The organism is Clostridium aromativorans (assembly GCF_020908015.1).
Classification (GTDB): Bacteria; Bacillota; Clostridia; order Clostridiales; family Clostridiaceae; genus Clostridium_B; species Clostridium_B aromativorans.
This window is the reverse complement of record NZ_JAJJPB010000004.1, coordinates 84,817-105,751: the sequence shown is the minus strand read 5'-3', so window position 1 is coordinate 105,751 and position 20,935 is coordinate 84,817. Positions and strand designations below refer to the sequence as shown.

17 protein-coding genes are annotated in these 20,935 nt (G+C 38.2%); 16 read left to right on the top strand and 1 reads right to left on the bottom strand.

Features of this window, described 5'->3' with window-relative positions; all coding sequences use genetic code 11:
* Nucleotides 1-21: 21 nt before the first annotated feature.
* The 15 genes from LN736_RS05545 to LN736_RS05475 all read left to right on the top strand — a co-directional run bounded on the left by LN736_RS05545 (nt 22) and on the right by LN736_RS05475 (nt 19,301).
* Complete coding sequence (locus tag LN736_RS05545; RefSeq protein ID WP_150355588.1) at nt 22-1,143, top strand: response regulator; 1,122 nt, start codon at nt 22-24, stop codon at nt 1,141-1,143.
* 335 nt (nt 1,144-1,478) lie between these two features.
* Nucleotides 1,479-2,927, top strand: a complete 1,449-nt coding sequence (locus LN736_RS05540) for an Ig-like domain-containing protein (RefSeq protein WP_150355587.1) — start codon at nt 1,479-1,481, stop codon at nt 2,925-2,927.
* Between the two features lie 32 nt (nt 2,928-2,959).
* The gene (locus LN736_RS05535; protein ID WP_190972144.1) at nt 2,960-3,493 is read left to right on the top strand and encodes a collagen binding domain-containing protein; all 534 of its coding nucleotides are present in this window, start codon (nt 2,960-2,962) and stop codon (nt 3,491-3,493) included.
* Between the two features lie 260 nt (nt 3,494-3,753).
* On the top strand, nt 3,754-6,591 hold the full coding sequence (locus tag LN736_RS05530; protein WP_229981159.1) for a SpaA isopeptide-forming pilin-related protein: 2,838 nt from the start codon (nt 3,754-3,756) through the stop codon (nt 6,589-6,591).
* A gap of 398 nt (nt 6,592-6,989) precedes the next feature.
* Nucleotides 6,990-7,439 (top strand): MarR family winged helix-turn-helix transcriptional regulator, encoded by a 450-nt coding sequence (locus tag LN736_RS05525; protein ID WP_150355584.1) that lies wholly within the window; start codon nt 6,990-6,992, stop codon nt 7,437-7,439.
* 7 nt (nt 7,440-7,446) lie between these two features.
* Nucleotides 7,447-9,672, top strand: coding sequence for an ABC transporter ATP-binding protein (locus tag LN736_RS05520; RefSeq protein ID WP_229981158.1), 2,226 nt, complete (start codon nt 7,447-7,449; stop codon nt 9,670-9,672).
* A complete protein-coding gene (locus tag LN736_RS05515; protein ID WP_150355582.1) occupies nt 9,669-11,516 on the top strand; it encodes an ABC transporter ATP-binding protein in 1,848 nt (615 codons plus the stop codon). The genes LN736_RS05520 and LN736_RS05515 overlap by 4 nt, the downstream gene beginning before the upstream one ends.
* 317 nt (nt 11,517-11,833) lie before the next feature.
* Nucleotides 11,834-13,171, top strand: a complete 1,338-nt coding sequence (locus tag LN736_RS05510) for an amidohydrolase (protein ID WP_150355581.1) — start codon at nt 11,834-11,836, stop codon at nt 13,169-13,171.
* On the top strand, nt 13,165-13,974 hold the full coding sequence (locus LN736_RS05505) for a DUF3100 domain-containing protein (protein ID WP_150355580.1): 810 nt from the start codon (nt 13,165-13,167) through the stop codon (nt 13,972-13,974). Before LN736_RS05510 ends, LN736_RS05505 begins: the two co-directional genes overlap by 7 nt.
* The gene (locus LN736_RS05500) at nt 13,971-14,423 is read left to right on the top strand and encodes a hypothetical protein (protein ID WP_150355579.1); all 453 of its coding nucleotides are present in this window, start codon (nt 13,971-13,973) and stop codon (nt 14,421-14,423) included. Before LN736_RS05505 ends, LN736_RS05500 begins: the two co-directional genes overlap by 4 nt.
* 143 nt (nt 14,424-14,566) lie before the next feature.
* Nucleotides 14,567-15,052, top strand: coding sequence for a ferritin family protein (locus LN736_RS05495; RefSeq protein ID WP_150355578.1), 486 nt, complete (start codon nt 14,567-14,569; stop codon nt 15,050-15,052).
* A gap of 314 nt (nt 15,053-15,366) precedes the next feature.
* Nucleotides 15,367-16,596 (top strand): ammonium transporter, encoded by a 1,230-nt coding sequence (locus LN736_RS05490; protein ID WP_150355577.1) that lies wholly within the window; start codon nt 15,367-15,369, stop codon nt 16,594-16,596.
* Nucleotides 16,597-16,686: 90 nt separating this feature from the next.
* Nucleotides 16,687-17,058, top strand: a complete 372-nt coding sequence (locus tag LN736_RS05485; RefSeq protein WP_150355576.1) for a P-II family nitrogen regulator — start codon at nt 16,687-16,689, stop codon at nt 17,056-17,058.
* A gap of 153 nt (nt 17,059-17,211) precedes the next feature.
* Nucleotides 17,212-17,928 carry an alanyl-tRNA editing protein gene (locus tag LN736_RS05480; protein ID WP_229981157.1) on the top strand — a complete coding sequence of 239 codons (717 nt, stop codon included), beginning with the start codon at nt 17,212-17,214 and terminating at the stop codon, nt 17,926-17,928.
* Between the two features lie 26 nt (nt 17,929-17,954).
* Nucleotides 17,955-19,301, top strand: a complete 1,347-nt coding sequence (locus LN736_RS05475) for an aspartate aminotransferase family protein (protein ID WP_150355574.1) — start codon at nt 17,955-17,957, stop codon at nt 19,299-19,301.
* A 116-nt stretch (nt 19,302-19,417) separates the two neighbouring features.
* Here LN736_RS05475 and LN736_RS05470 read toward each other — a convergent pair whose 3' ends face one another.
* On the bottom strand, nt 19,418-19,987 hold the full coding sequence (locus LN736_RS05470) for a nitroreductase (RefSeq protein WP_150355573.1): 570 nt from the start codon (nt 19,985-19,987) through the stop codon (nt 19,418-19,420).
* Between the two features lie 238 nt (nt 19,988-20,225).
* Between LN736_RS05470 and LN736_RS05465 the strand changes: the two genes are divergently transcribed.
* Nucleotides 20,226-20,879, top strand: a complete 654-nt coding sequence (locus LN736_RS05465; RefSeq protein ID WP_150355572.1) for an HAD hydrolase-like protein — start codon at nt 20,226-20,228, stop codon at nt 20,877-20,879.
* The last annotated feature ends 56 nt before the right edge of the window (nt 20,880-20,935 follow it).

Here is a 20,935-nt window from a genome sequence, read left to right as displayed (position 1 = left end):
TGTCTTGCGGGGGGATAATTGATGAGAACTGTAATTGTAGAGGATGAAAGGCCTATACTGGAGCTGATGAAGCTGGTTATCGGCAGAAACAGGCATCTTGAAATAGTGGGGCAGTACACTGATTCCAGGGAGGCCATGGAAGGTATACCGGGACTTTTGCCGGATGTTGTTTTTGTAGATGTGGAGATGCCCTTTATGGATGGCATTGAACTTTCGAGAAAAATAAAAAATTTCAATGAAGATATCCAGATAGTTTTTGTAACCGTCTATGAAAAATATGCTCTGGATGCATTTAAGGTAGATGCGGTAAACTATATTTTAAAACCCATTACGGAAGAGGATTTAAATGCAACAGTAGACAGGCTTCTTAAAAACCGGCATGCAGCAGTGAAAAGCTCTGAAGATGACAAAAAGAACAAAATGTTTATTTTGGGATCCTTCAGGGTATACGGCAGTTCCGGAAGGGAAATCACCAGATGGTCCACTTCAAAGGTACAGGAGCTGTTTGCATATTTTGTACATAAGAAGGGAAAGTGCACAAGTAAATGGGAGCTTTGTGACATACTCTGGCCCAAATTCCATTCTAAAAAAGCTGAACACAACCTGTACAGTACCATATACAGGTTAAAAACTGTCCTCAATAAAGCAGAAATAGAAAATACAGTATACTGTGAAAATGGAAAATATGGAATGGATTTTGAAAGTTTTTACTGTGACAGCTGGGAATTCGAAAGTTTTATTGAAAATAATTCCTCGGTTGATGACAGGAATATAGGTGACTGGGAAAAAAATACGGCACTTTATAAGGGAGTGCTTTTTGGAAATGACGATTATCTATGGGATATGGAACTAAATGAAAAACTGGTGAGATACTATTCCCTAAGCACCAAAAATATAGCCAGATATTATATGAAGATGAAAATTTACAGTAAATCAGAGGAATATTTGAAAAAGGCAATTGCGGCAAATTCTTTTGACGAGGAGGCCCATGATCTCATGATGCAGATTTATTTTTATATGGGAAATAAGACAGCTCTGGTAAGACACTATAAAAAATTAAGTGATTTGTTCCAGAAGGAGCTCCACATAAAGCCTAAAGAATCAACCTTGAAGCTCTATAAAAGTCTGCTTATAAAATTGTAGGAAGTTCAAATCACAATCTGAATGAAGTTAAAGGTCAAAGCACTTTTAACTATAATTTTACACTGCAAGTAATTTATTAAAAAAGATGGCAGATCTTTTAAACCGGGAGCTCCCATCTTTTTTGTGAGTAATTTGTGAGTGATTTGTGAAGTTTATGTGACAAGAATAGAGTATTATTAAAAAGATAAAGTAAAAATGAATACTAATTAGTATCTGTTCTTACTTTATAGGGCTCTTTGAACAATAAAGCAGTAAAGTTATAAAATCATAATCCAAAAAACTTTATTTTTATTATTGTAAGGGTCTATATTTTTATTTCAGAAAGGAGGGAGAAAATGAAAAAGAAAAAATTTTCATCAATTGCAGTGGCAATATTGTTTGTGCTGCAGATATTTTCATCATTTGGCCCCATAGGAAGTGTAAAGGCAGATGAAAGCTCAAATCCGGCAGCTCCTGTAGATCTTACAGGTACATTTAAATTTATAACCGGAGTCACCCTTACAGACGAAAAGGGAAATGATATCAGTAAAGCAGAAAATGTGGACAAAAGTTCGGCAGTTAATGTAAACTATAAATTCTTAATCCCGGGAGGTACAATTGTAAATAAGGGGGATACCTACAAACTGCAGCTTCCTGAGCAGATTAAGATCTCAAGTGAACAGACAGAGGGCATTAAAGATTCTAACGGCAATACAATAGCAAGTCTGGATGTGGATACATCAGATAAGGCATTGATTACTTTCAATGGCACAGCAGCTTCTGATTCTGATGTAATTGGCAGTTTTGCCATATCCGCCGGATTCGATGAAGATAAAGTGGGAACAGAAAATCCTGCATCCATTGATTTTAAAATTGATGGACAAAGTCCTGTGACGGTGAATTTCAAGCAGGATACGTCATCAGAGGATACTAGCTCTTCCAGCACAATTGGGCAGACAGTTTCTCCAGGTGATGTTTCAGCATCTGCCGATACAACTACTGGCAGTGATATCACAGATTCATTTCATTTTATTACGGGATTCAGCGGCTTGACTGACAAGGATGGCAATAAATTGGATGATGATGTTGATGTCCCTAAAGATTCAGAAGTCCATGTTAATTATACATGGGGAATTCCTGATGATGTAACTGTTACTGCTGGTGATTATTATGATATTTCAATACCAAAACAAATTGAGATTACAAGTGCATCTTTGCCTAGTCAAATTGATTATGGTGGAAATACACTGGCTGATATCTCTATAGAAACTGGAAATGTAGTCAGATTTACATTTACAGATGCTGTAAATAGCTATAAAGGTGTTACTGGAGGACTTTCTGCAGCCTGCTATTTTAACAAGGATGAAATAGGGACAAATAACCCGGTTCCAATTGAATTTACCGTTCCTGGTGTGGGAAGTACTACTGTAAATATAGACTTTGACCAGCCATCACCAACAATTGTAAAAAGTGGGCATTATGATCCAGCAACTGATGAAATCACATGGACAATAACAGTAAACAAGGAAAATGTCAATGTGGCCAATGCTGTAGTGGAAGATACCATTAATAAAAATGAAGGACAAAAATTTGTCAGCGGCTCTATTACTATTCAAGATGGTAATAATCCATCCCAAAGTGTACCTGACGTAAATGCATATACTGATACAGACGGAGTTGAAAAGTTGACTTTTAACTTGGTCAATATAACAAAGCAGCAGATTATAACTTTCAAGACCAGTATACATGATGATCTGGCTGCCAAAGGTCAGGGTACGATACTTATAGTAATGAAGCTACTTTAAAATATGGAGAAGATATTAATAATCCTATTATTTTGCCTTCTTTACCTGCTACAGTGTCTGTACCTGTAAAACTGATAAGTAAAACTGGAACTTACGACGAAGCTAATAAGAAAATTAACTGGACAATCACTGTAAATGAAAGTGGAAGGACAATTGACAATGCAGTGGTCACTGATACTATTCCCGCCGGGCTGAAACTGGATCCCGAAACTATAAAAGTAGGAGATACCTCTGAGAGTGCTGATGCTGCTGCACCTACAACAGTTTCTTATACTTTTACGGATTATGCAACTGAAAGTACATTTAGTCATAGCCTGGGGAAAATAACGGGCCCCAGGGTTATTAAATTTTCGACTGCTGTAAATCCGGAAGTCTACAATCACAATAACGAAAAGGACAATCAATATATTAACACTGCCTATATAAACGGAAGCGGTATATTGGATGAGAGTGGTACTGGAAAAGGAACTCCTGGTACTGGTACTGTTCCTGTACCCACCAGTATCATCAGCAAAAGCGGGTCATATGATGCATCAGCGGTATTATTACCTGGACAATTACTATAAATGGTGATAAGACGACTGTTCCTGCCGGTGCAGTTGTTACGGACACTATTCCTGTAGATCAGACTTATGTATCTGGTTCTGCAAGTATAGATGATAGTTCAAATGGAGCGTTTACTACATTATCGGATAATCAGATTATTTATACCTTTACTAGCGATTTTAATAAAACTTATAATATAACCTTTAAGACGCAGGTAGTTGAAAAGGGTGATTATCAGGCAAATTCCAGTAAAAAATATACTAATGCTGCCAACATTAAAGTGCCCGGTGTAATAGACGAAAATGCCAATGGATCTGTAGATGTAAAAAGTAATGTAATTGACAAATCAGGTGCAGGATATGATTATAACTCTAAACTGATAACCTGGAAAATACTGATAAATGATAATAAGATGTCTGTAACCGGTGCTGTTGTAACTGATAATATTCCAAAGGGTTTGAAGTATGTTTCTGGTTCTGCAAAAATAATAGACGGAAATTATTCAGGAGATCTAGACAGTGCAACTCCCAGCACTTCTGCGGGGGGAAGTTTTAATGAACCGCAGCCAATTGATGATAGTTCAGCAGGAAAAATTGGGGATTCCGGAAATAATGGAACTCTCACTTATAAATTTCCCGATTCTTCCAATAGTAATACCTATACTATAATGTTTCAGACGGAGCTTGTAGATTTAAGTATTTTTACTACTCCGGGAAATCCTGAGGTAACAAATAGTGCTTATATAACTGGAGAGGGAATATATGGCACAGTAACGGATTCAGGCAGTCAAACCATTAGCAATCCGATAGTCACTAAAACTGCCGATCATCCTGATGGTAAGTCCTATATTAACTGGACATTGGACATAGCTCCCAATAATGTTGTAGATTTGTCCAATGCAATTATAAGTGATACTTTACAGGAAGGACTGTCATTAAATACGGATTCCGTAGAATTATATAATGCTACGGTAAATTCTTCTGATGGAACTCTCAGTCCAATTGGAGATAAGATAAAGCTTACCAAGGATAACGTGAAGTATGATCCTGATACCAGGTTATTTGAATTTACTTTTCCGGATGATTCGGATAATAAGCCTTTTGTACTTAAATTTGTAACCAATGTTACTGAAAATGGTACCTATGCGAATTCTGTTACATTTAAGGGAAAGACTTATAATTCCACAAATGATTCTGGATATGTAAAGTATGTCAGCGGAAGTGTCTGGGTAACTGGCACACCGGTAAGCATCAAAATTGTAAAGTCCGATAGTGATAATTCCCAGCCGTTAAGCGGGGCAGTATTCCAACTTCTGGATCAGTACGGAAACGTCAAGGCAACTTCTTCAGCTACAGTAAATGATGGTTCTGTTGTTTTTGATGGACTTTTGTATGACACAGATTATTATATTAAAGAAATAACGGCTCCTACAGGGTATAACCTCAATAGCACGGAATATAAATTCCAGCTTAATAAAAGTGATCAAAACAATTATGACTCTCAAGATGGAGTGTTTAAATTTGATGGAAGTGACAGTAGTCAGGCAACTTACAATTACAGGGACACCGTTATCAGAGGCAATATACAGTTCACCAAAACTGGAGAAGATGCAGATGAGGCGGGATTAAACGGAGCAGTATTTGGGCTGTATAAAGATTCAAGTTGCAATGATGCTGTTAAAGATTCCCAGGGCAAGAGTGTAACTGCAGCTAGCGAAGAGAATGGACGTGTTACATTTTCTAATGTTCCATATGGTACCTATTATATAAAAGAGATCGCTCCGCCAACAGGTTACAATCCTTCTGATAAGGTACTGACTGCGGCTATAGGAGATAATGACAATGGAAAGACTGTAGATGCTGTGTATAATGATGCAGATGGAAATCCTTCAAGTGTACTTTTCGACAACAAGATAAGGGGAAACATACAGTTCAAAAAGACAGATCAGAGTGGAAATCCTCTTAAAGGTGCGGTATTCACACTTTACAGAATTGGTGATGACGGTAAAACTCTTACAGCGGTGAAGGATGCTGACGGCAAGGATTTGACTGCAGCAAGCGGTGCAGATGATGCAGAGGGTGCAGCTGTTACAACTGGCAATGTGATATTTAGCAATATCGAGTATGGCAGCTATGTAATAAAGGAAACTGAAGCACCTCCAGGATATTACCTTTCATCCAAAGTGCTGGATGCAAGTATAACTGCTGACGGAAGCACTGTATATGCAAGACCTGAAGGAGATACTGGAACGGGTGTATACAGCCTTTCAGATACGAAGATTCCGGGCGGCGGCAGTGTAGGTATTCAGGGAACCATAAGTGTGAAGAAAACCGACGATGGCGGAAATGCTTTGAGCGGTGCGGTATTTACACTCTATAATGACAGCGGCAATCCGGTTCAGACTGCAACTACAGATGCCGGCGGAACTGCCCGGTTTACCAAAGTACAGCCGGGGAAATACACTGTGAAGGAAACCACAGCTCCTGCAGGATATGTGCTTTCTTCCCAGGTAATTCCTGTGGAAATAAACATGAGCAAGACCTATGACATCGGAACTGTGAAAGATACTAAAAATGCAGCCTCCATTGAAGTGAAGAAGACAGATGCCAGCGGAAATCCACTCAGCGGAGCCAAATTCACACTGTACAACAGCGGTGTGGAAACGGCCTCGGCAGTCAGCGGGCAGGACGGAATTGCAAGATTTGACAATGTGGTTTATGGAAGCTACACTATCAAAGAGACAGCGGCACCTGCCGGATATGATTTGAACGGGAAGACATTGAGTGTCAATGTGGATTCTTCGAAGACATATCAGTTTACCGTAGTGGATGAAAAGGGAACCCCGAATCCGAATAATCCGGGAGGGACCCCGAATCCGAACAATCCAGGTGGAACTCCAAACCCGAACAATCCGGGAGGGACCCCGAATCCGAACAATCCGGGAGGAACTCCTAATCCCAGCAATCCAGGCGGAACTCCGTCTGAAAATATTTCCAAGGGACTTCCTAAAACGGGGAGTATGGTAGATACTGCAGTACTGCTGGTAATTGGAATGATGGCAGTTCTTGCAGGGATCTGGATGATGATGAGAAGTAAAAGATCAGAAAAAAACATCTAGGCGAAATTAAGTGACAGGAAGATGGTGTTTCCCGGGATATTGGGAAGCACCATCTTTTATATAATACATTTTTATAAACAGGTCATGATCTGCAGATACATGCCTGAAAGGATTTATCTTAAAACATTAAAAAAGGGAGCTGGACTTTACCTAAAATACCTGGAAAAAGATAATGCCATAACTGAATATATAAAACAACTTAAAGGTTGACATTGATAGTTGAAAGTTTTCAGTGAAGAGTGAAAAATTAATGAAGATTTTTCACTCTTAATTTTTTGCTTCAAATTTTGAACTTATAAAAAAATATTTGACTAGAACAGGACAATGCAGTAAAATATATTTTGCATACGAAATATTTTTATGCGAAACATAAGAATATTCTGAAAGGAAGAGAGGACATGAGCGATGTAGAAGATGGAATAAAGCTGCTTAGAACAATAAAAAGGGTGATGAAGAATGCACACAGGATTATGGGGAGGCGGTTTAAGGAACTTAATCTAACTGGACCACAATTGTTTGTGGTGATGAATCTTATGCGTCATGGAAAAATGAAGATAAGTGATCTGGGTGAAAAGATGAGTTTGTCCAATAGCACTGTGTCGGGAATTATCGATAGACTGGAGAGACAAAATGTTGTAAAAAGAACCAGGAGCAGGGAGGACAGAAGAATAGTCTATGTGAGTGTTACTCCCGAATTTAAAAAGATCGCTGATGCAAAGCATGAGGAAGTTGATAGGATATTTCAATCCATGATAGATGTGGCTACCCCGGAGGAAATGGATATAATAAGCAGGGGGTTGTATACATTGGAAAAAGTAATGAATAGACAGAAAATGAATGGGGAGTGAAGACATAATGCTTAAATTGATGAAATACCTGAAGCCGTTTATTGTGCTTGTTATAAGTGCAGTAATTTTACTTTTCATACAGGCAATGTGTGATCTTGCCCTGCCGGACTACATGTCTAATATTGTAAATGTAGGAATACAGCAGAGCGGTATCGAAAATGCAGTGCCGAAAGCAGTGAGAGAAAGTGAAATGAACAGACTTTTAGTATTTATGAATGAAAATGATAGACAGCAGATCTTAAAAAATTATACATTTGTGAATAAATCCAGCCTCAATTACAGTGGATATCTCAAGGATTATCCAGGACTTGAAAGTGAACCCCTGTATGTTTTAAAAAATATAGATGAGCCGCAGATTGACAGGATGAATCCTGTAATGGGAAAGGCCTTCCTGGCTGTTTCCGGTGTGGAAAAAATTAAAGATAGTGCAGGAAATGGAGTTATAAATTTTAACGGGCAGAAGATACCTGCAAATACGGATCTATTTGCACTGTTTTCAAAACTCCCTGAAACGCAGCGGCTGAAAATAAGTGAAAGTATGAATAAAAAATTTACTTCAATGGGTGACAGCATGATAATACAGGCCTCATCGGCCTCAATCAGGGATGAATATGAGAAAATAGGAATGAATACTGATAAAATTCAGAGCAGATATATTGTCCATATGGGTGTAATCATGCTTCTAATTTCTCTGCTTGGTGCAGTCTGTACCATTGCGGTAGGGCTTATAGGGGCTAGAATTGCAGCGGGATTATCAAAAAATTTGCGTAGAGATCTGTTTACCAAAGTGGAGAGCTTTTCCAGTGAGGAATTCAATAGATTTTCAACAGCATCGCTTATAACAAGAACTACCAACGACATCACCCAGATACAGCTGGTTGTTTTTCTTGCAGTGAGAATGCTTATATATGCACCTGTTTTAGGTGTGGGGGGAGTTTTGAAGGTTTTAAGCAAGAGTACTTCCATGACCTGGATCATTGCCCTGGCGGTGGTGATTCTATTGGGCTTAATCGGCAGCATATTTGCAGTTGCCTTCCCAAAATTTAAAATTGTGCAGAAACTGGTAGATAAATTGAATCTCATTACCCGTGAAAATCTGTCTGGAATGATGGTGGTAAGGGCATTTAATACTCAAAAGTTTGAAGAGAAAAGATTTGATAGGGCAAATCAGGAACTGACAGATACAAACTTGTTTATAAATCGTGTCATGTCTGCCATGTTTCCAGCCATGATGCTCATAATGAATGGTGTCACAATACTCATAGTCTGGGTTGGTGCGCATCAGATTGCAAGTTCAAGTATGCAGGTGGGAGATATGATGGCATTCATGCAGTATGCCATGCAGATTATATTTGCCTTTCTCATGATGTCCTTTATGTTTATTCTTATACCAAGGGCCTCGGTATCTGCCCAGAGAGTCAATGAAGTTCTGGAAGTAAAGCCCTCCATTGTAGATCCAGAAAAGCCCCTGCACTTTCCTGATGAAGTTAAAGGTGTTATAGAATTTAAAAATGTTTCTTTCAGATATGAAGGTGCAGAAAAAGATGTATTAAAGAACATAAGCTTTAAGGCTCTTCCAGGTCAGACAACAGCCTTTATTGGTTCCACCGGTTCAGGTAAATCCACTCTTGTCAATTTGGTGCCGCGTTTTTATGATGTAACCGGGGGACAGATTTTTATCGATGGAATTGATATAAGAAAAGTTGCACAGCGTGAGCTTAGAGATCTAATTGGTTATGTACCCCAGAAAGGTGCATTGTTTAAAGGTACTATTGAATCCAATTTGAAATATGCCAGAGATAGTGCGTCGGACAGTGATATGGAAGAAGCGGCGAGAATTGCCCAGGCGAAAGAATTTATTGATGAAAAACCGGAAAGATTTGAAAGTGAAATTTCCCAGGGAGGTTCAAATGTATCGGGAGGACAGAAGCAGAGGCTGTCTATTGCCCGTGCCCTCGTGAAAAGGCCGAAGATCTATATATTCGATGATAGTTTTTCCGCACTTGATTTTAAGACCGATTCTGCTCTTAGAAAGGCTCTTAAAACCGAGACAGAGTCAAGCACCATTCTTATAGTTGCCCAGCGTATTTCCACAATCAAGAATGCGCAGCAGATAGTAGTGCTTGAAAAGGGAGAGATAGTTGGAATTGGCACCCATGGTGAATTAATGGAGGAATGTGAAACCTATAGGGAAATCGCATTATCACAGCTGTCTAAGGAGGAATTGGCATGAGTGAACACAATAACAGACGGAAACCTTCTTTAAGGAAAAATAGGGGACCGAGAGGTATGATAATTGCCGGGGAAAAAGCCCACAACTTTAAAGGTACTATGAAAAAACTCATGGGTTACCTGGGTATATATAAGATATCAATTGCTGTTGTAGTTATTTTTGCTGTTGCAAGTACTGTATTTTCCATAGTGGGACCTAAGATACTGGGAAAAGCTACCACAAAATTATTTGAAGGTGTTATGGCAAAGATATCTGGTACCGGGAATATAGATTTTGCCTATATAGGGAGAATAATTGTGCTGCTGGCAGTCTTATATACGATTGGTTCATTGTTCGCCTATGTTCAGGGTTGGATAATGTCTGGAGTGTCCATGAAGATAAGCTATAAATTCAGAAAGGATATTTCGGAGAAAATCAATCGTATGCCTTTAAAATATTTTGACAGGACGAATCATGGTGAGGTACTGTCCAGGGTTACCAATGATGTGGATACTTTAAGTCAGACTCTTAATCAGAGTTTAGGACAGATCATCACTTCTGTTACCATGGTTTTAGGAGTGCTGGTCATGATGTTCAGTATAAGCTGGCAGATGACCCTTGTGGCACTCTGTATAATTCCCGTATCTCTGGGACTCATAATGCTCATTGTTAAATATTCACAGAAGTATTTCAAACAGCAGCAGGACTACCTTGGAAATTTAAATGGACATGTGGAAGAGATGTATGGCGGTCATATTGTGATGAAGGCCTTCAATGGTGAAAAAGACAGTATTAAAAAATTTGACAGGATGAATAAAAGGCTTTTCGGATCAGCCTGGAAATCTCAGTTTTTATCTGGTATAATGATGCCCATGATGAACTTTGTAGGCAACCTGGGGTATGTTGCAATATGTATTTTGGGAGGTTGGCTGGCAGCAAAGAAGGCTATTGAAGTAGGTGATATTCAGGCATTTGTCCAGTATGTTCGATCCTTTACCCAGCCTATTTCACAGATTGCCAATATTTCAAATATACTTCAGCAGACAGCAGCATCAGCGGAGCGTATTTTTGAATTCCTGGAGGAGGAAGAGGAAACTCCTGAAACTTCTGATGCAGTTAAACCTGAAAATATACGGGGTCATGTAGAATTTAAGAATGTTCATTTTGGATATGATCCGGATAAAATTGTTATAAATAATTTTTCAGCTTCTGTTAAGCCCGGTCAGAGAATTGCAGTCGTAGGCCCTACGGGAGCTGGTAAAACTACAATCATTAAACTTCTCATGCGCTTCTACGATATAAATGCCGGACAGATTCTTGTGGACGGCCATGATATAAGGACTTTTACGAGAAAGGATCTCAGATCCATATTTGGCATGGTGCTTCAGGATGCATGGCTTTACAATGGCAGTATAATGGAGAACATTCGTTACGGACGTATTGGTGCAACTGATGAAGAAGTTGTTTCAGCAGCAAAGGCGGCCCATGTGGACAGCTTTGTTCACACTCTGCCAGATGGATACAATATGATACTGAATGAAGAAACTTCAAATGTATCCCAGGGACAGAAACAGCTGCTCACCATTGCAAGGGCAATACTTGCAAATCCCAGGATACTTATTTTGGATGAGGCTACGAGCTCTGTGGATACCCGTACGGAATTGCAGATTCAAAAGGCCATGGATAATCTCATGAAAGGCCGTACAAGTTTTATAATTGCCCACCGCCTTTCTACAATACGTGATGCCGACCTGATACTTGTCATGGATCACGGTGATATTGTTGAGCAGGGAAAGCATGTTGAACTTCTTAAAAAGAACGGAGTGTATGCAGATCTCTACAACAGTCAGTTTGAAACTGCGTAAATTAATAAGGTCGAGAAAAGTTTCAGTAGACTTTCTTGGCCTTATTAATTTTAACTTTATGCAGTTTTTTGAATTTACTGTATAATGTGTACTTATCTATATACTAAAGTATTTTAATTATTTTAACAAAAATTTTGACAAAAATACTACTTAGTAATAAAATATGCCTATATATATTTGTAAATTTTCATATATGACGGACATATTTCAAATACTGCATATCCGCCATACTCAAACAATTATGAATAAATGTATTTTTAATATTCATGATGAATTTGGCAGCAAATATATAAAAAAAGATTGGGAGGCTATTTTATATGAGCACTGAAGAAATTGAAAAGTTAAAGCAGCTGGTATGTAAAACTATCGATGCCAATTCCGGAAAGATAATAGACTTTTCAAAATCTGTGGAGAAAGAACCAGAGCTGGGATTTAAAGAAGAAAAGACATCTAAAAAGGTAAGGGATATTTTTGACAGCATAGGCCTGAAGCATAGAGATGGACTGGCTATTACTGGAGTAAAGGCAAAATTGAAGGATGGGCATGATGGTATAAATGTAGCTGTTCTCGGAGAGTTGGATGCAGTCATATGCAGGGGAAATAAAAATACAGATCCTGAAACAGGGGCGGCTCATACCTGCGGACATCATCTGCAGTTGGGAGCTTTGATTGGCTCGGCTATAGGTTTGAAGTTATCTGGAATTGCAGATAAATTAAATGGGAATGTGACTTTTATGGCAGTGCCATCGGAAGAATGTATTGAATTTGCCTACAGACAAAAGCTAATACAGCAGGGAAAAATTCATTTTTTAGGTGGAAAACAGGAACTCATATATCAAGGTGAATTTGACGATGTAGATATAGCCATGATGATGCATTCCATGAAAAATTGTCCAAATCCTACTGTACTTTTGGGAAAATCTAGTAATGGATTTTTAGCCAAAACCATACAGTATATAGGAAAGGCAGCCCATGCAGCTGAGGCACCAGAACAGGGGATAAATGCATTAAATGCTGCAATGATTGGGCTTATGGGCGTAAATGCCCTTAGAGAAACTTTTAAAGACGAAGATTATATAAGATTTCATCCTATTATTACAAAAGGTGGAGATGTAGTAAACAGTGTTCCCGATGATGTCAGAATTGAAAGTTATGTTCGTGCAAGGACTATAGATGCCATGGTGAAGACAAATGAAAAAGTTGACAGGGCACTTAAAGCCGGGGGAGATGCAGTGGGTGCAAAAACTGTTATCAGGACCATACCGGGATATTTGCCTCTTGAATGTTCACAGGAATTAAATGATATGTACAGGCGAAATTGCAGTGAACTTTTACCTGAAAGCGGTGTGCTGGAAGGAGGACATTTTTTTGCTTCTACAGACATGGGTGACGTATCTCAATTGATTCCAAGTATACACCCTTATATAGGTGGAGTCAGCGGCAGCCTCCATGAAAAAGATTTTAATGTGGAAGATTATTATGCGGCCTGTGTACTTCCTGCAAAGTTATTTGCAATGCTCATAGTAGATCTGCTGGCCGGCAGTGCAGAAAAAGGTAAAGACGTAATCAAGAATTTTAAACCTCAATTGTCCAAGGAAGAATATTTAAAAATTTTAAATGGATTCAATAAAGTAATAGGAGGGGAAAAATGTTAAAAAAGTACGTCAAAATTTTTGTATTGGCTTTTATATTGGTTGTAATAGCCGAGCTCATAGGAGAGAAGAAAATTAAGTTTGGACCTGGATATCTGGTATTTTTGCCCATGCTCTTTGCCCTGATCATGGGGCTTATTATAAGTCTTCCCAAATTGAAGATTATTTCTGATAAAGAAATGAGTTTGTCAAATGAGATTATGGGAATTGCTGTAATACTGTTCGTAGCTAAAATAGGTGCTACAATGGGACCTTCTATTGTTGCACTCGTAGAATCAGGCTGGGCACTTTGTTTTCAGGAGCTCGGTCATTTCTTTGGTACCGTTGTTTTGGGCCTTCCAATTGCTGTTTTGCTGGGACTTGGACGTGAAGCCGTAGGAGCTACTTTTTCGATTGATCGTGAGCCCAACATTGCTATAATTTCAGAAAGATATGGCATGGATTCTCCCGAAGGCCGTGGAGTTATGGGAATATATATCTGTGGAACATTGTTTGGTGCAGCTTATATAGGGCTTCTTGCAGGTTATATGGGATCTCTTAAGATATTCAATCCCCTGGCTCTTGCCATGGGTTCAGGCGTGGGATCCGGAAGTATGATGGCAGCAGCTTCGGGCGCTATTGCAGCTGTGTTTCCATCAGAAGCCAAGGAAATAGCCAGCTTTTCAGCAGCTTCCAATTTACTTACTACTATAATAGGAATATATTTTACCTTATTTATCTCTCTACCGGTTGCAAATAAGTTCTATGATTGGCTGCAGCCTAGAATTGGAAGAAATAGAAAAAAGAGTGGGGGAAGATTAAAATGAAAAAATTTATTCAGGAAGCCGTTATTTTATTGGGAGTTGGAATAATTGCGCTTATTGGAAATAGTATAAATGATAAAGTGCCTTTAGGAGTTGGATTTATTGGAATGCTCATATTGATTTGCATTACTCTGGCTGGAATTATCATAAAAAAAATTATTCCAATTAATCTGCCTATGGTATTTTGGGTATCTATAGTAGCTGTTTTGGTGACATGCCCCCTCAATCCCTATGGTGCCTATCTGGATAAGCAATATCTTGACAAAGTAAATATGCTGGCCCTTACAACACCGGTTTTGGCTTTTGCAGGTCTATCTCTTGGAAAAGATTTAAAACTTTTCAAAGAACTGAGCTGGAAAATAGTAATTGTAGCCCTTACTGTTTACACCGGAACTTTTGTATTTGCAACCTTAATTGCACAATTTGTTTTAAAAATTACCGGTAAAATATAGAATGGGGACTGACCCCCTTACATTTTTTGTAAGGGGGTCAGTCCCCATCTTGAAAATATGTGCTTCACGTGATATTATAAGCAGAGAAGGTAAATGTAATTTAGCACCAGATGTAAATGATTATCAGAAGGGGGAAGGCGTAGATGGCAAACAATAGTTTTAGTATACTTGAAATGCTTAAAATAGCTGTATTGATGGAAGAAGAAGGCTATAAATTTTATACTAACGGTATTAACCACACCACTGGCAAAACTCAAAAATTTTTGAAAGTTGCTGCAGGCCAGGAGTTTGTTCACAAGGAAAAATTTCAAAAACTTTATGATAAAATTTCTCAGAATAAAGAAATTGAATCCGAATATCTTCTGGACAGTGAAGTGTCTGGATATCTTAAGGGACTTATTGAAGACAGGGTTTTTGATAAAAGCGAGCAGCCTGAGGATGCATTTAAGGATTTGAAAACTGCTATACAGCATGCAGTTAAAACGGAGGAACTTACGGTTCAGGTATATTCCCATATGTATGAGGGAATTTCTAAAAAAGATGCAAAAGATATACTGTCCGTTATATTAGAGGAAGAAAAAGGACATGTGGCATATTTTTCAAAATTACTTAAGGATATAGTAGATTGATAAGTTTATATCATAAAATTGAAAATATGAAGAATTTGATGCGTTGAAGAGAATATTATGACTCTCTATGTAACGCATCTTATTTTTCGATTTTTTTTAAGACAAATTGGAAACGATTGTATCCCTGCTTGTGCCTAAAAGTATATATAATAATATATAGCTGAAAAAAATAATAAATTAATAAAATTTTAATATTGCTATTGATAAATTGATTAAAACTTAGTATTATATAAATAAGTTTTTTTTAAAACCCCGGGGAGTAAGGTTTTTTATATTTATAACATTAGATCTTAAAATTGAGGAGGTATTTTTTTATGAATAGTATAAACGGAGCAGATACTGTGTTTGTAATAATATGCGCAGCATTAGTAATGATAATGACTCCGGGATTAGCTCTATTTTACGGAGGAATGGTAAGAGGGAAAAATACTCTAGATAGTACTCTCCATAGCTATTCGGCATTGGCGGTAATATCTATTCAATGGATACTCATAGGGTATACACTGTGCTTTGGGACAGATATAGGTGGATTGATAGGGGGCTTTAATTTTGCAGGATTGAAGGGAGTCGGTTTTGCACCAAATGCAGATTATGCAGGTACGATCCCACAACAGGTTTTTATGCTGTTTCAGCTTATGTTTGCCATAATAACTCCTGCACTTATATCCGGTTCTATTGCAGAAAGAATGAAATTTACACACTGGATAGTATTTTTAATATGTTGGACAACGTTGGTTTATGATCCAATTGCTCACTGGGTGTGGGGTGCAGGAGGATGGCTGAAAAATCTTGGAGCACTGGATTTTGCAGGTGGTAATGTAGTTCACATAAGTTCAGGTGTGTCCGGACTTATTGCAGCATTGATGCTTGGAAAAAGGAGAAATGTGGGAAAACCTAGCAATCTTCCAATAACCTGTTTGGGAGCTGCCATTCTCTGGTTTGGATGGTATGGGTTCAATGCAGGAAGTGCACTTGCTATAAATGATGTGGCGGTGAATGCTTTTATCACTACCAATACTTCTGCAGCAGCTTCGGCCATAAGCTGGAGTATTTGTGAATTTGCCTATAGAAAGAAGATAACTTCTCTCGGAGTTGCCAGTGGAATAGTTGCAGGTCTTGTAGCTATAACTCCAGGTGCTGGTTTTGTCAGCCCTTTAGCTTCATTGATCATTGGGCTGGTAGGAGGAGCTGTATGTTATTCATGTATTACTTTCGTTAAAGCTAAATTGGGATATGATGATGCACTTGATGCTTTTGGCTGTCACGGTGTAGGTGGAATATGGGGAGGAATTGCCACTGGAATATTTGCCTGGAAAGCAATCAATTCAGCTGGTGCAAGTGGATTGATTCATGGTAATCCAAAATTGCTGGGAATTCAGATAATAGCTGTTTTGTCCAGTGTGGTGTACTCTGCGGTTGTCACGTTTATTATAATAAAGGTAATTAATGCCGTGAGCAGCATAAGAGCAGGTGAAAAAGAAGAACAGGTAGGTTTGGATGTCACGGAACATGGTGAAGAGGCTTATGGCGGAATTCAGATGTAGAAAATATTATGAATATAGTTGATAGGCCTTGGCAGAATGATGTAAAATTTATATATGGGTGTAAATTATGTTTAATAAGGAGGTAAAATAATGGCTGATAAACTTACTAAAGTGGATATCATTACATCTAAGGGCAAGTTTGAAGAACTGAAAAAAGCTCTGGGAGACATTGGAATTTCGGGAATGACAGTTACCAACGTGTTAGGATGCGGAATGCAAAAGGGACATAAGGAATATTATAGGGGCCTTACCATGGACATAAATTTAGTACCGAAAGTAAAGATTGAGATAGTGGTCTGTGAAGTGCCTGTGGATCTGGTAGTGGAAACTGCTAAAAAAGTGCTTCATACAGGAGAAATGGGCGATGGAAAAATATTTGTCTACAATGTGGAAAATGTTATACGTATAAGTACGGGAGACGAGGGAAGAGTAGCTCTGCAGTACAGTGATAAAGATAAATAAAGTGGAAGAGCTGAGGGTTGTTTCAATAAAATTTTGAAACAATCCTTTATTTTTTACCCTGGATTTTGACAGAGTACTGTATTGAAATAAATGCTGCTTTTGATACAATAGATATAATACCATTACTTGGTATATAAATAGGGAGGGATAAGGATGAGTGAACTGTTGTTTCAAAAAGACAGCTATTTGAAGGAATTTAAATGCAGCATTTCTGAAGTAAATAAAACCGAAAATGCAGTTGTACTTGATAGAACCGCATTTTACCCTGCTGGCGGGGGTCAGCCCTATGATACGGGGATTTTAGAAGGAGGGTCAAATGTATACACTGTTGAAAGAACTAAAAAGATAGGGGATTCTGTATACCACTATATAAATGGGAGACTTCCAGAACCCGGTCAAACTTGTATGGGGAAGATAGACTGGGACCGCCGGTATAAACTTATGAGGACACATACTGCCATGCACATTTTATGTGCTGTTGCGTGGAGGGATTATAAAGCTAAAGTGACCGGCGGAGATATGGACTGCCTAAGTGCGAGGATGGATTTTGAATTCGAAAATTTTAACAGAGAATTAGTGGATGAAATTGAAAAGAAAGCTAATGAAGAAATAAAATGTAGGAGAGATATCAGGGTTAATTTTCTTGAAAGAGAAGAAGCTCTCAAGATTCCAGATTTAATAAAAACAAAAGAAGATCTTCTTCCGAGAGGTATTGATAAAATAAGGACTGTTGAAATTGAAGGATTGGATCTTCAGGCGGATGGGGGCACCCATGTAAAAAATACTGCAGAGGTCGGCAGTATAAAAGTAGTTAGGTTTAAAAGTAAGGGGAGAATAAATAAGAGAATATATGTGGAGATAGAGGATTAAGATATAATAGAAGGGGGTTATAGATTATGAAAATAGATAAGTGTATCAAGGAAGTTGAAAGGGACAGCAGAGTTGTTTCCAGGGCCTGTAGAATTCCATACTTTCCGTTAGTTGTAGAAAGCATAGAAGGATCCACTGTAAAGGACATAGATGGGAATGAATATATAGATCTGCTGTGCAGTGCCGGTTCAATAAATGTAGGGGGAGCCAATGAAAATGTCAAAAAATCCATAATTGAACAGGTGAATAAATATGTCCACTATACTCCTGCATATCTTTACAACAAACCTATGATTGATTTGGCAGAAAAACTTGTAAAAATTACGCCCGGGGAATTTCCCAAAAGGGTTGCCTTTGGGCTTTCGGGTTCAGATGCCAATGACGGAGCTATTAAATTTGCCAGGGCTTATACTGGAAGAAGCTCCATAATCACTTTTATTGGAGCCTATCACGGTGTTACTTATGGATCCATGTCCATGTCTGCAATTACCACAAAGATGAGAAGAAAACTCGGACCTTTTTTACCTGGGGTTTACAGCTTCCCCTATCCTAACTGTTATAGATGTAATTACGACAAAAAAGAAAACTGCTGTAATTTGGAGTGCCTCCACCAGATTCAAATTGCCTTTGACAGCTATTTGCCTTCTGATGAAGTGGCGGCAGCGGTAATTGAGCCCATTCAGGGAGATGCTGGAATTATAGTTCCTCCCGGAAGATATATGAAAAAGCTCTATGAACTGTGCGCTCAAAATGGAATTTTGTTTATAAGTGAAGAGGTCCAGCAGGGTTTCGGCCGTACCGGTAAGTGGTTTGGCATTGAAAATTTTGACATAATCCCGGATGCAGTTATTCTTGGAAAATCCATAGGCGGAGGACTGCCCTTAAGTGCGATTGTAGGAAGGGAAGAGATAATGCAGAGCCTTGATCCTCCTGCCCATACATTTACAACAGCTGCCAATCCTGTATGCTGTTCCTCTGCTGTAAGTGCTATAGATGTAATTTCCCAAGATGGATTTTTAGAACATGTTAATGAAATAGGAAATTTTGCAAGAAATTATTTGAATAATTTGAAAGATGAATGTCCTATTATAGGAGATGTGAGAGGGATTGGATTATCCATAGGGGTGGAACTGGTCAAGGATAAAATGAGCAAGGAGAAAAATACGGAAGCCACCTTGAAGATATGTTACAGGTGTTATGAAAAGGGAGTTATCCTCATATCTCTAAATGGAAATGTACTTAGAATTCAACCGCCTCTGATTATTACGAAGGATGAAATGTTTAAAGCCCTGGAAATTATAAAATCCTCCATTGAAGATTATCTGCAGGGAAATATACCAGATGAAGTACTGAATACCATAAAGGGATGGTAATAAAAAATGTCTCTGGAATTCAGTTCCGGTTTTTGTGGTGAATCTCTGTAATAAAAGTACTTGAAAGTAAAAAGCCCGCTTATCACAGGGATTTTTTGATTTTCAAGTACTCTGCTTTATTTTTCGTAGAAAATAAGTGCTGGTTTTCTTCTGGGAGGTTTCTGATTTTTTTGCTTCTCATCGGGATAGCCGGCTATCATGGTGCTTACCAGTTTGTAGGAATCGGGTACATTGTGTTTTGATTTGAATTCAGGAGTACTGCATATACATTCTGCAAATCCAATCCAGCAGGTTCCCAGACCGAATTCTTTGGCAGAGAGCATGATATTGCCTGCTGCCAGGGAGCAGTCATAAGTACACCAGTGTGAAGATGTGTCACCGTAAATTACTATTACACAGGGAGCACCGTAAAAAACGCTGAAGTTTTCATCTTTAAGCCAGTTTTCATATTGTTTGAAATAAGGATAATCTGCTATGTTCTCCACCAGATATTTCTTGATTTCATCCGATAGGGATTTTATTTCCCCTTTGTCTGTTATGACTACAAATCCCCAGGGCTGGCCGTAGGAACCGGTAGCAGCTTTTGTCCCGAGCGTGATTAATTCATGAATTGTATTTGAATCCACCTCCTGATCCTTAAAGGATCTTGTACTTCTTCTTGTATTTATTCTTTCAATGATATTCATAATAGGACTCCTCTCCATGGTATAAAACAGTTTCTTCTTATATTGAATGATACTTAAATATGAAACCATTGTCAACTATTTAAACACCTTAGGGTTTTGGCTGCTCCCCATTTATTATAGATTGATAGCATTATATATGATAAAATACATATTGTGAGTGAAAAAGTTAAAGCTTCAGTTTCTGCAAGTTTGTATATTTGAAATGTATTATATACGTTAAAGAAAGGGAGAAGATGAATTGAGATATAAATATGTACTTTTTGATTTAGATGGAACTCTGACGGACTCCAAAGAGGGGATAACAAAGTCGGTACAATATGCCCTGGGAAAATATAATATTGCTGTAGAGAATTTGGATTTACTTGAAGTCTTCATAGGCCCGCCGCTTAAGGATTCATTTATGCAGTATTACAATTTTAGTGAAGAACAGGCGCTTCATGCAATTGGATATTACAGGGAATATTTTGAGACAAAGGGAATATTTCAAAATAAAGTGTATGAAAACATTGAAGGCCTTTTGAAAAAGCTGAAGAAGTTGAAATTGAATTTGATAGTAGCTACTTCAAAACCCACGGAATTTGCCAAAAGGATATTGAAGCATTTTAATTTATATTCATATTTTGACACTGTTGTCGGCAGCAATTTAGATGGGACAAGATGTAAAAAAGGGGAAGTGATCGGGTATATCATAGATAAGTATAATATAGGCGATAACCGGCAGGTAGTTATGGTGGGTGACAGGAGGCATGATGTCATAGGGGCATTGGAAAATGGCATAGATTGTATAGGAGTTGCTTATGGATATGGTTCTGTTGAAGAACTTAGAAATGCAAAGGCAGCTTATATTGTTCATGATGTGAATGAACTATTTCAAAGAATTATTTCCGTGTAGGAAATAGTTCTATTTTATTTAGATCTGCAGTGCCTGGATGGTACCGAAAAAACTTG

Coding starts and splice junctions, on each gene's coding strand:
- LN736_RS05545 (WP_150355588.1), top strand. CDS start 22: ATGAGAACTGTAATTGTAGAGGATGAAAGGCCTATACTGGAGCTGATG.
- LN736_RS05540 (WP_150355587.1), top strand. CDS start 1,479: ATGAAAAAGAAAAAATTTTCATCAATTGCAGTGGCAATATTGTTTGTG.
- LN736_RS05525 (WP_150355584.1), top strand. CDS start 6,990: ATGAGCGATGTAGAAGATGGAATAAAGCTGCTTAGAACAATAAAAAGG.
- LN736_RS05520 (WP_229981158.1), top strand. CDS start 7,447: ATGCTTAAATTGATGAAATACCTGAAGCCGTTTATTGTGCTTGTTATA.
- LN736_RS05515 (WP_150355582.1), top strand. CDS start 9,669: ATGAGTGAACACAATAACAGACGGAAACCTTCTTTAAGGAAAAATAGG.
- LN736_RS05510 (WP_150355581.1), top strand. CDS start 11,834: ATGAGCACTGAAGAAATTGAAAAGTTAAAGCAGCTGGTATGTAAAACT.
- LN736_RS05505 (WP_150355580.1), top strand. CDS start 13,165: ATGTTAAAAAAGTACGTCAAAATTTTTGTATTGGCTTTTATATTGGTT.
- LN736_RS05500 (WP_150355579.1), top strand. CDS start 13,971: ATGAAAAAATTTATTCAGGAAGCCGTTATTTTATTGGGAGTTGGAATA.
- LN736_RS05495 (WP_150355578.1), top strand. CDS start 14,567: ATGGCAAACAATAGTTTTAGTATACTTGAAATGCTTAAAATAGCTGTA.
- LN736_RS05490 (WP_150355577.1), top strand. CDS start 15,367: ATGAATAGTATAAACGGAGCAGATACTGTGTTTGTAATAATATGCGCA.
- LN736_RS05485 (WP_150355576.1), top strand. CDS start 16,687: ATGGCTGATAAACTTACTAAAGTGGATATCATTACATCTAAGGGCAAG.
- LN736_RS05480 (WP_229981157.1), top strand. CDS start 17,212: ATGAGTGAACTGTTGTTTCAAAAAGACAGCTATTTGAAGGAATTTAAA.
- LN736_RS05475 (WP_150355574.1), top strand. CDS start 17,955: ATGAAAATAGATAAGTGTATCAAGGAAGTTGAAAGGGACAGCAGAGTT.
- LN736_RS05470 (WP_150355573.1), bottom strand. CDS start 19,987: ATGAATATCATTGAAAGAATAAATACAAGAAGAAGTACAAGATCCTTT.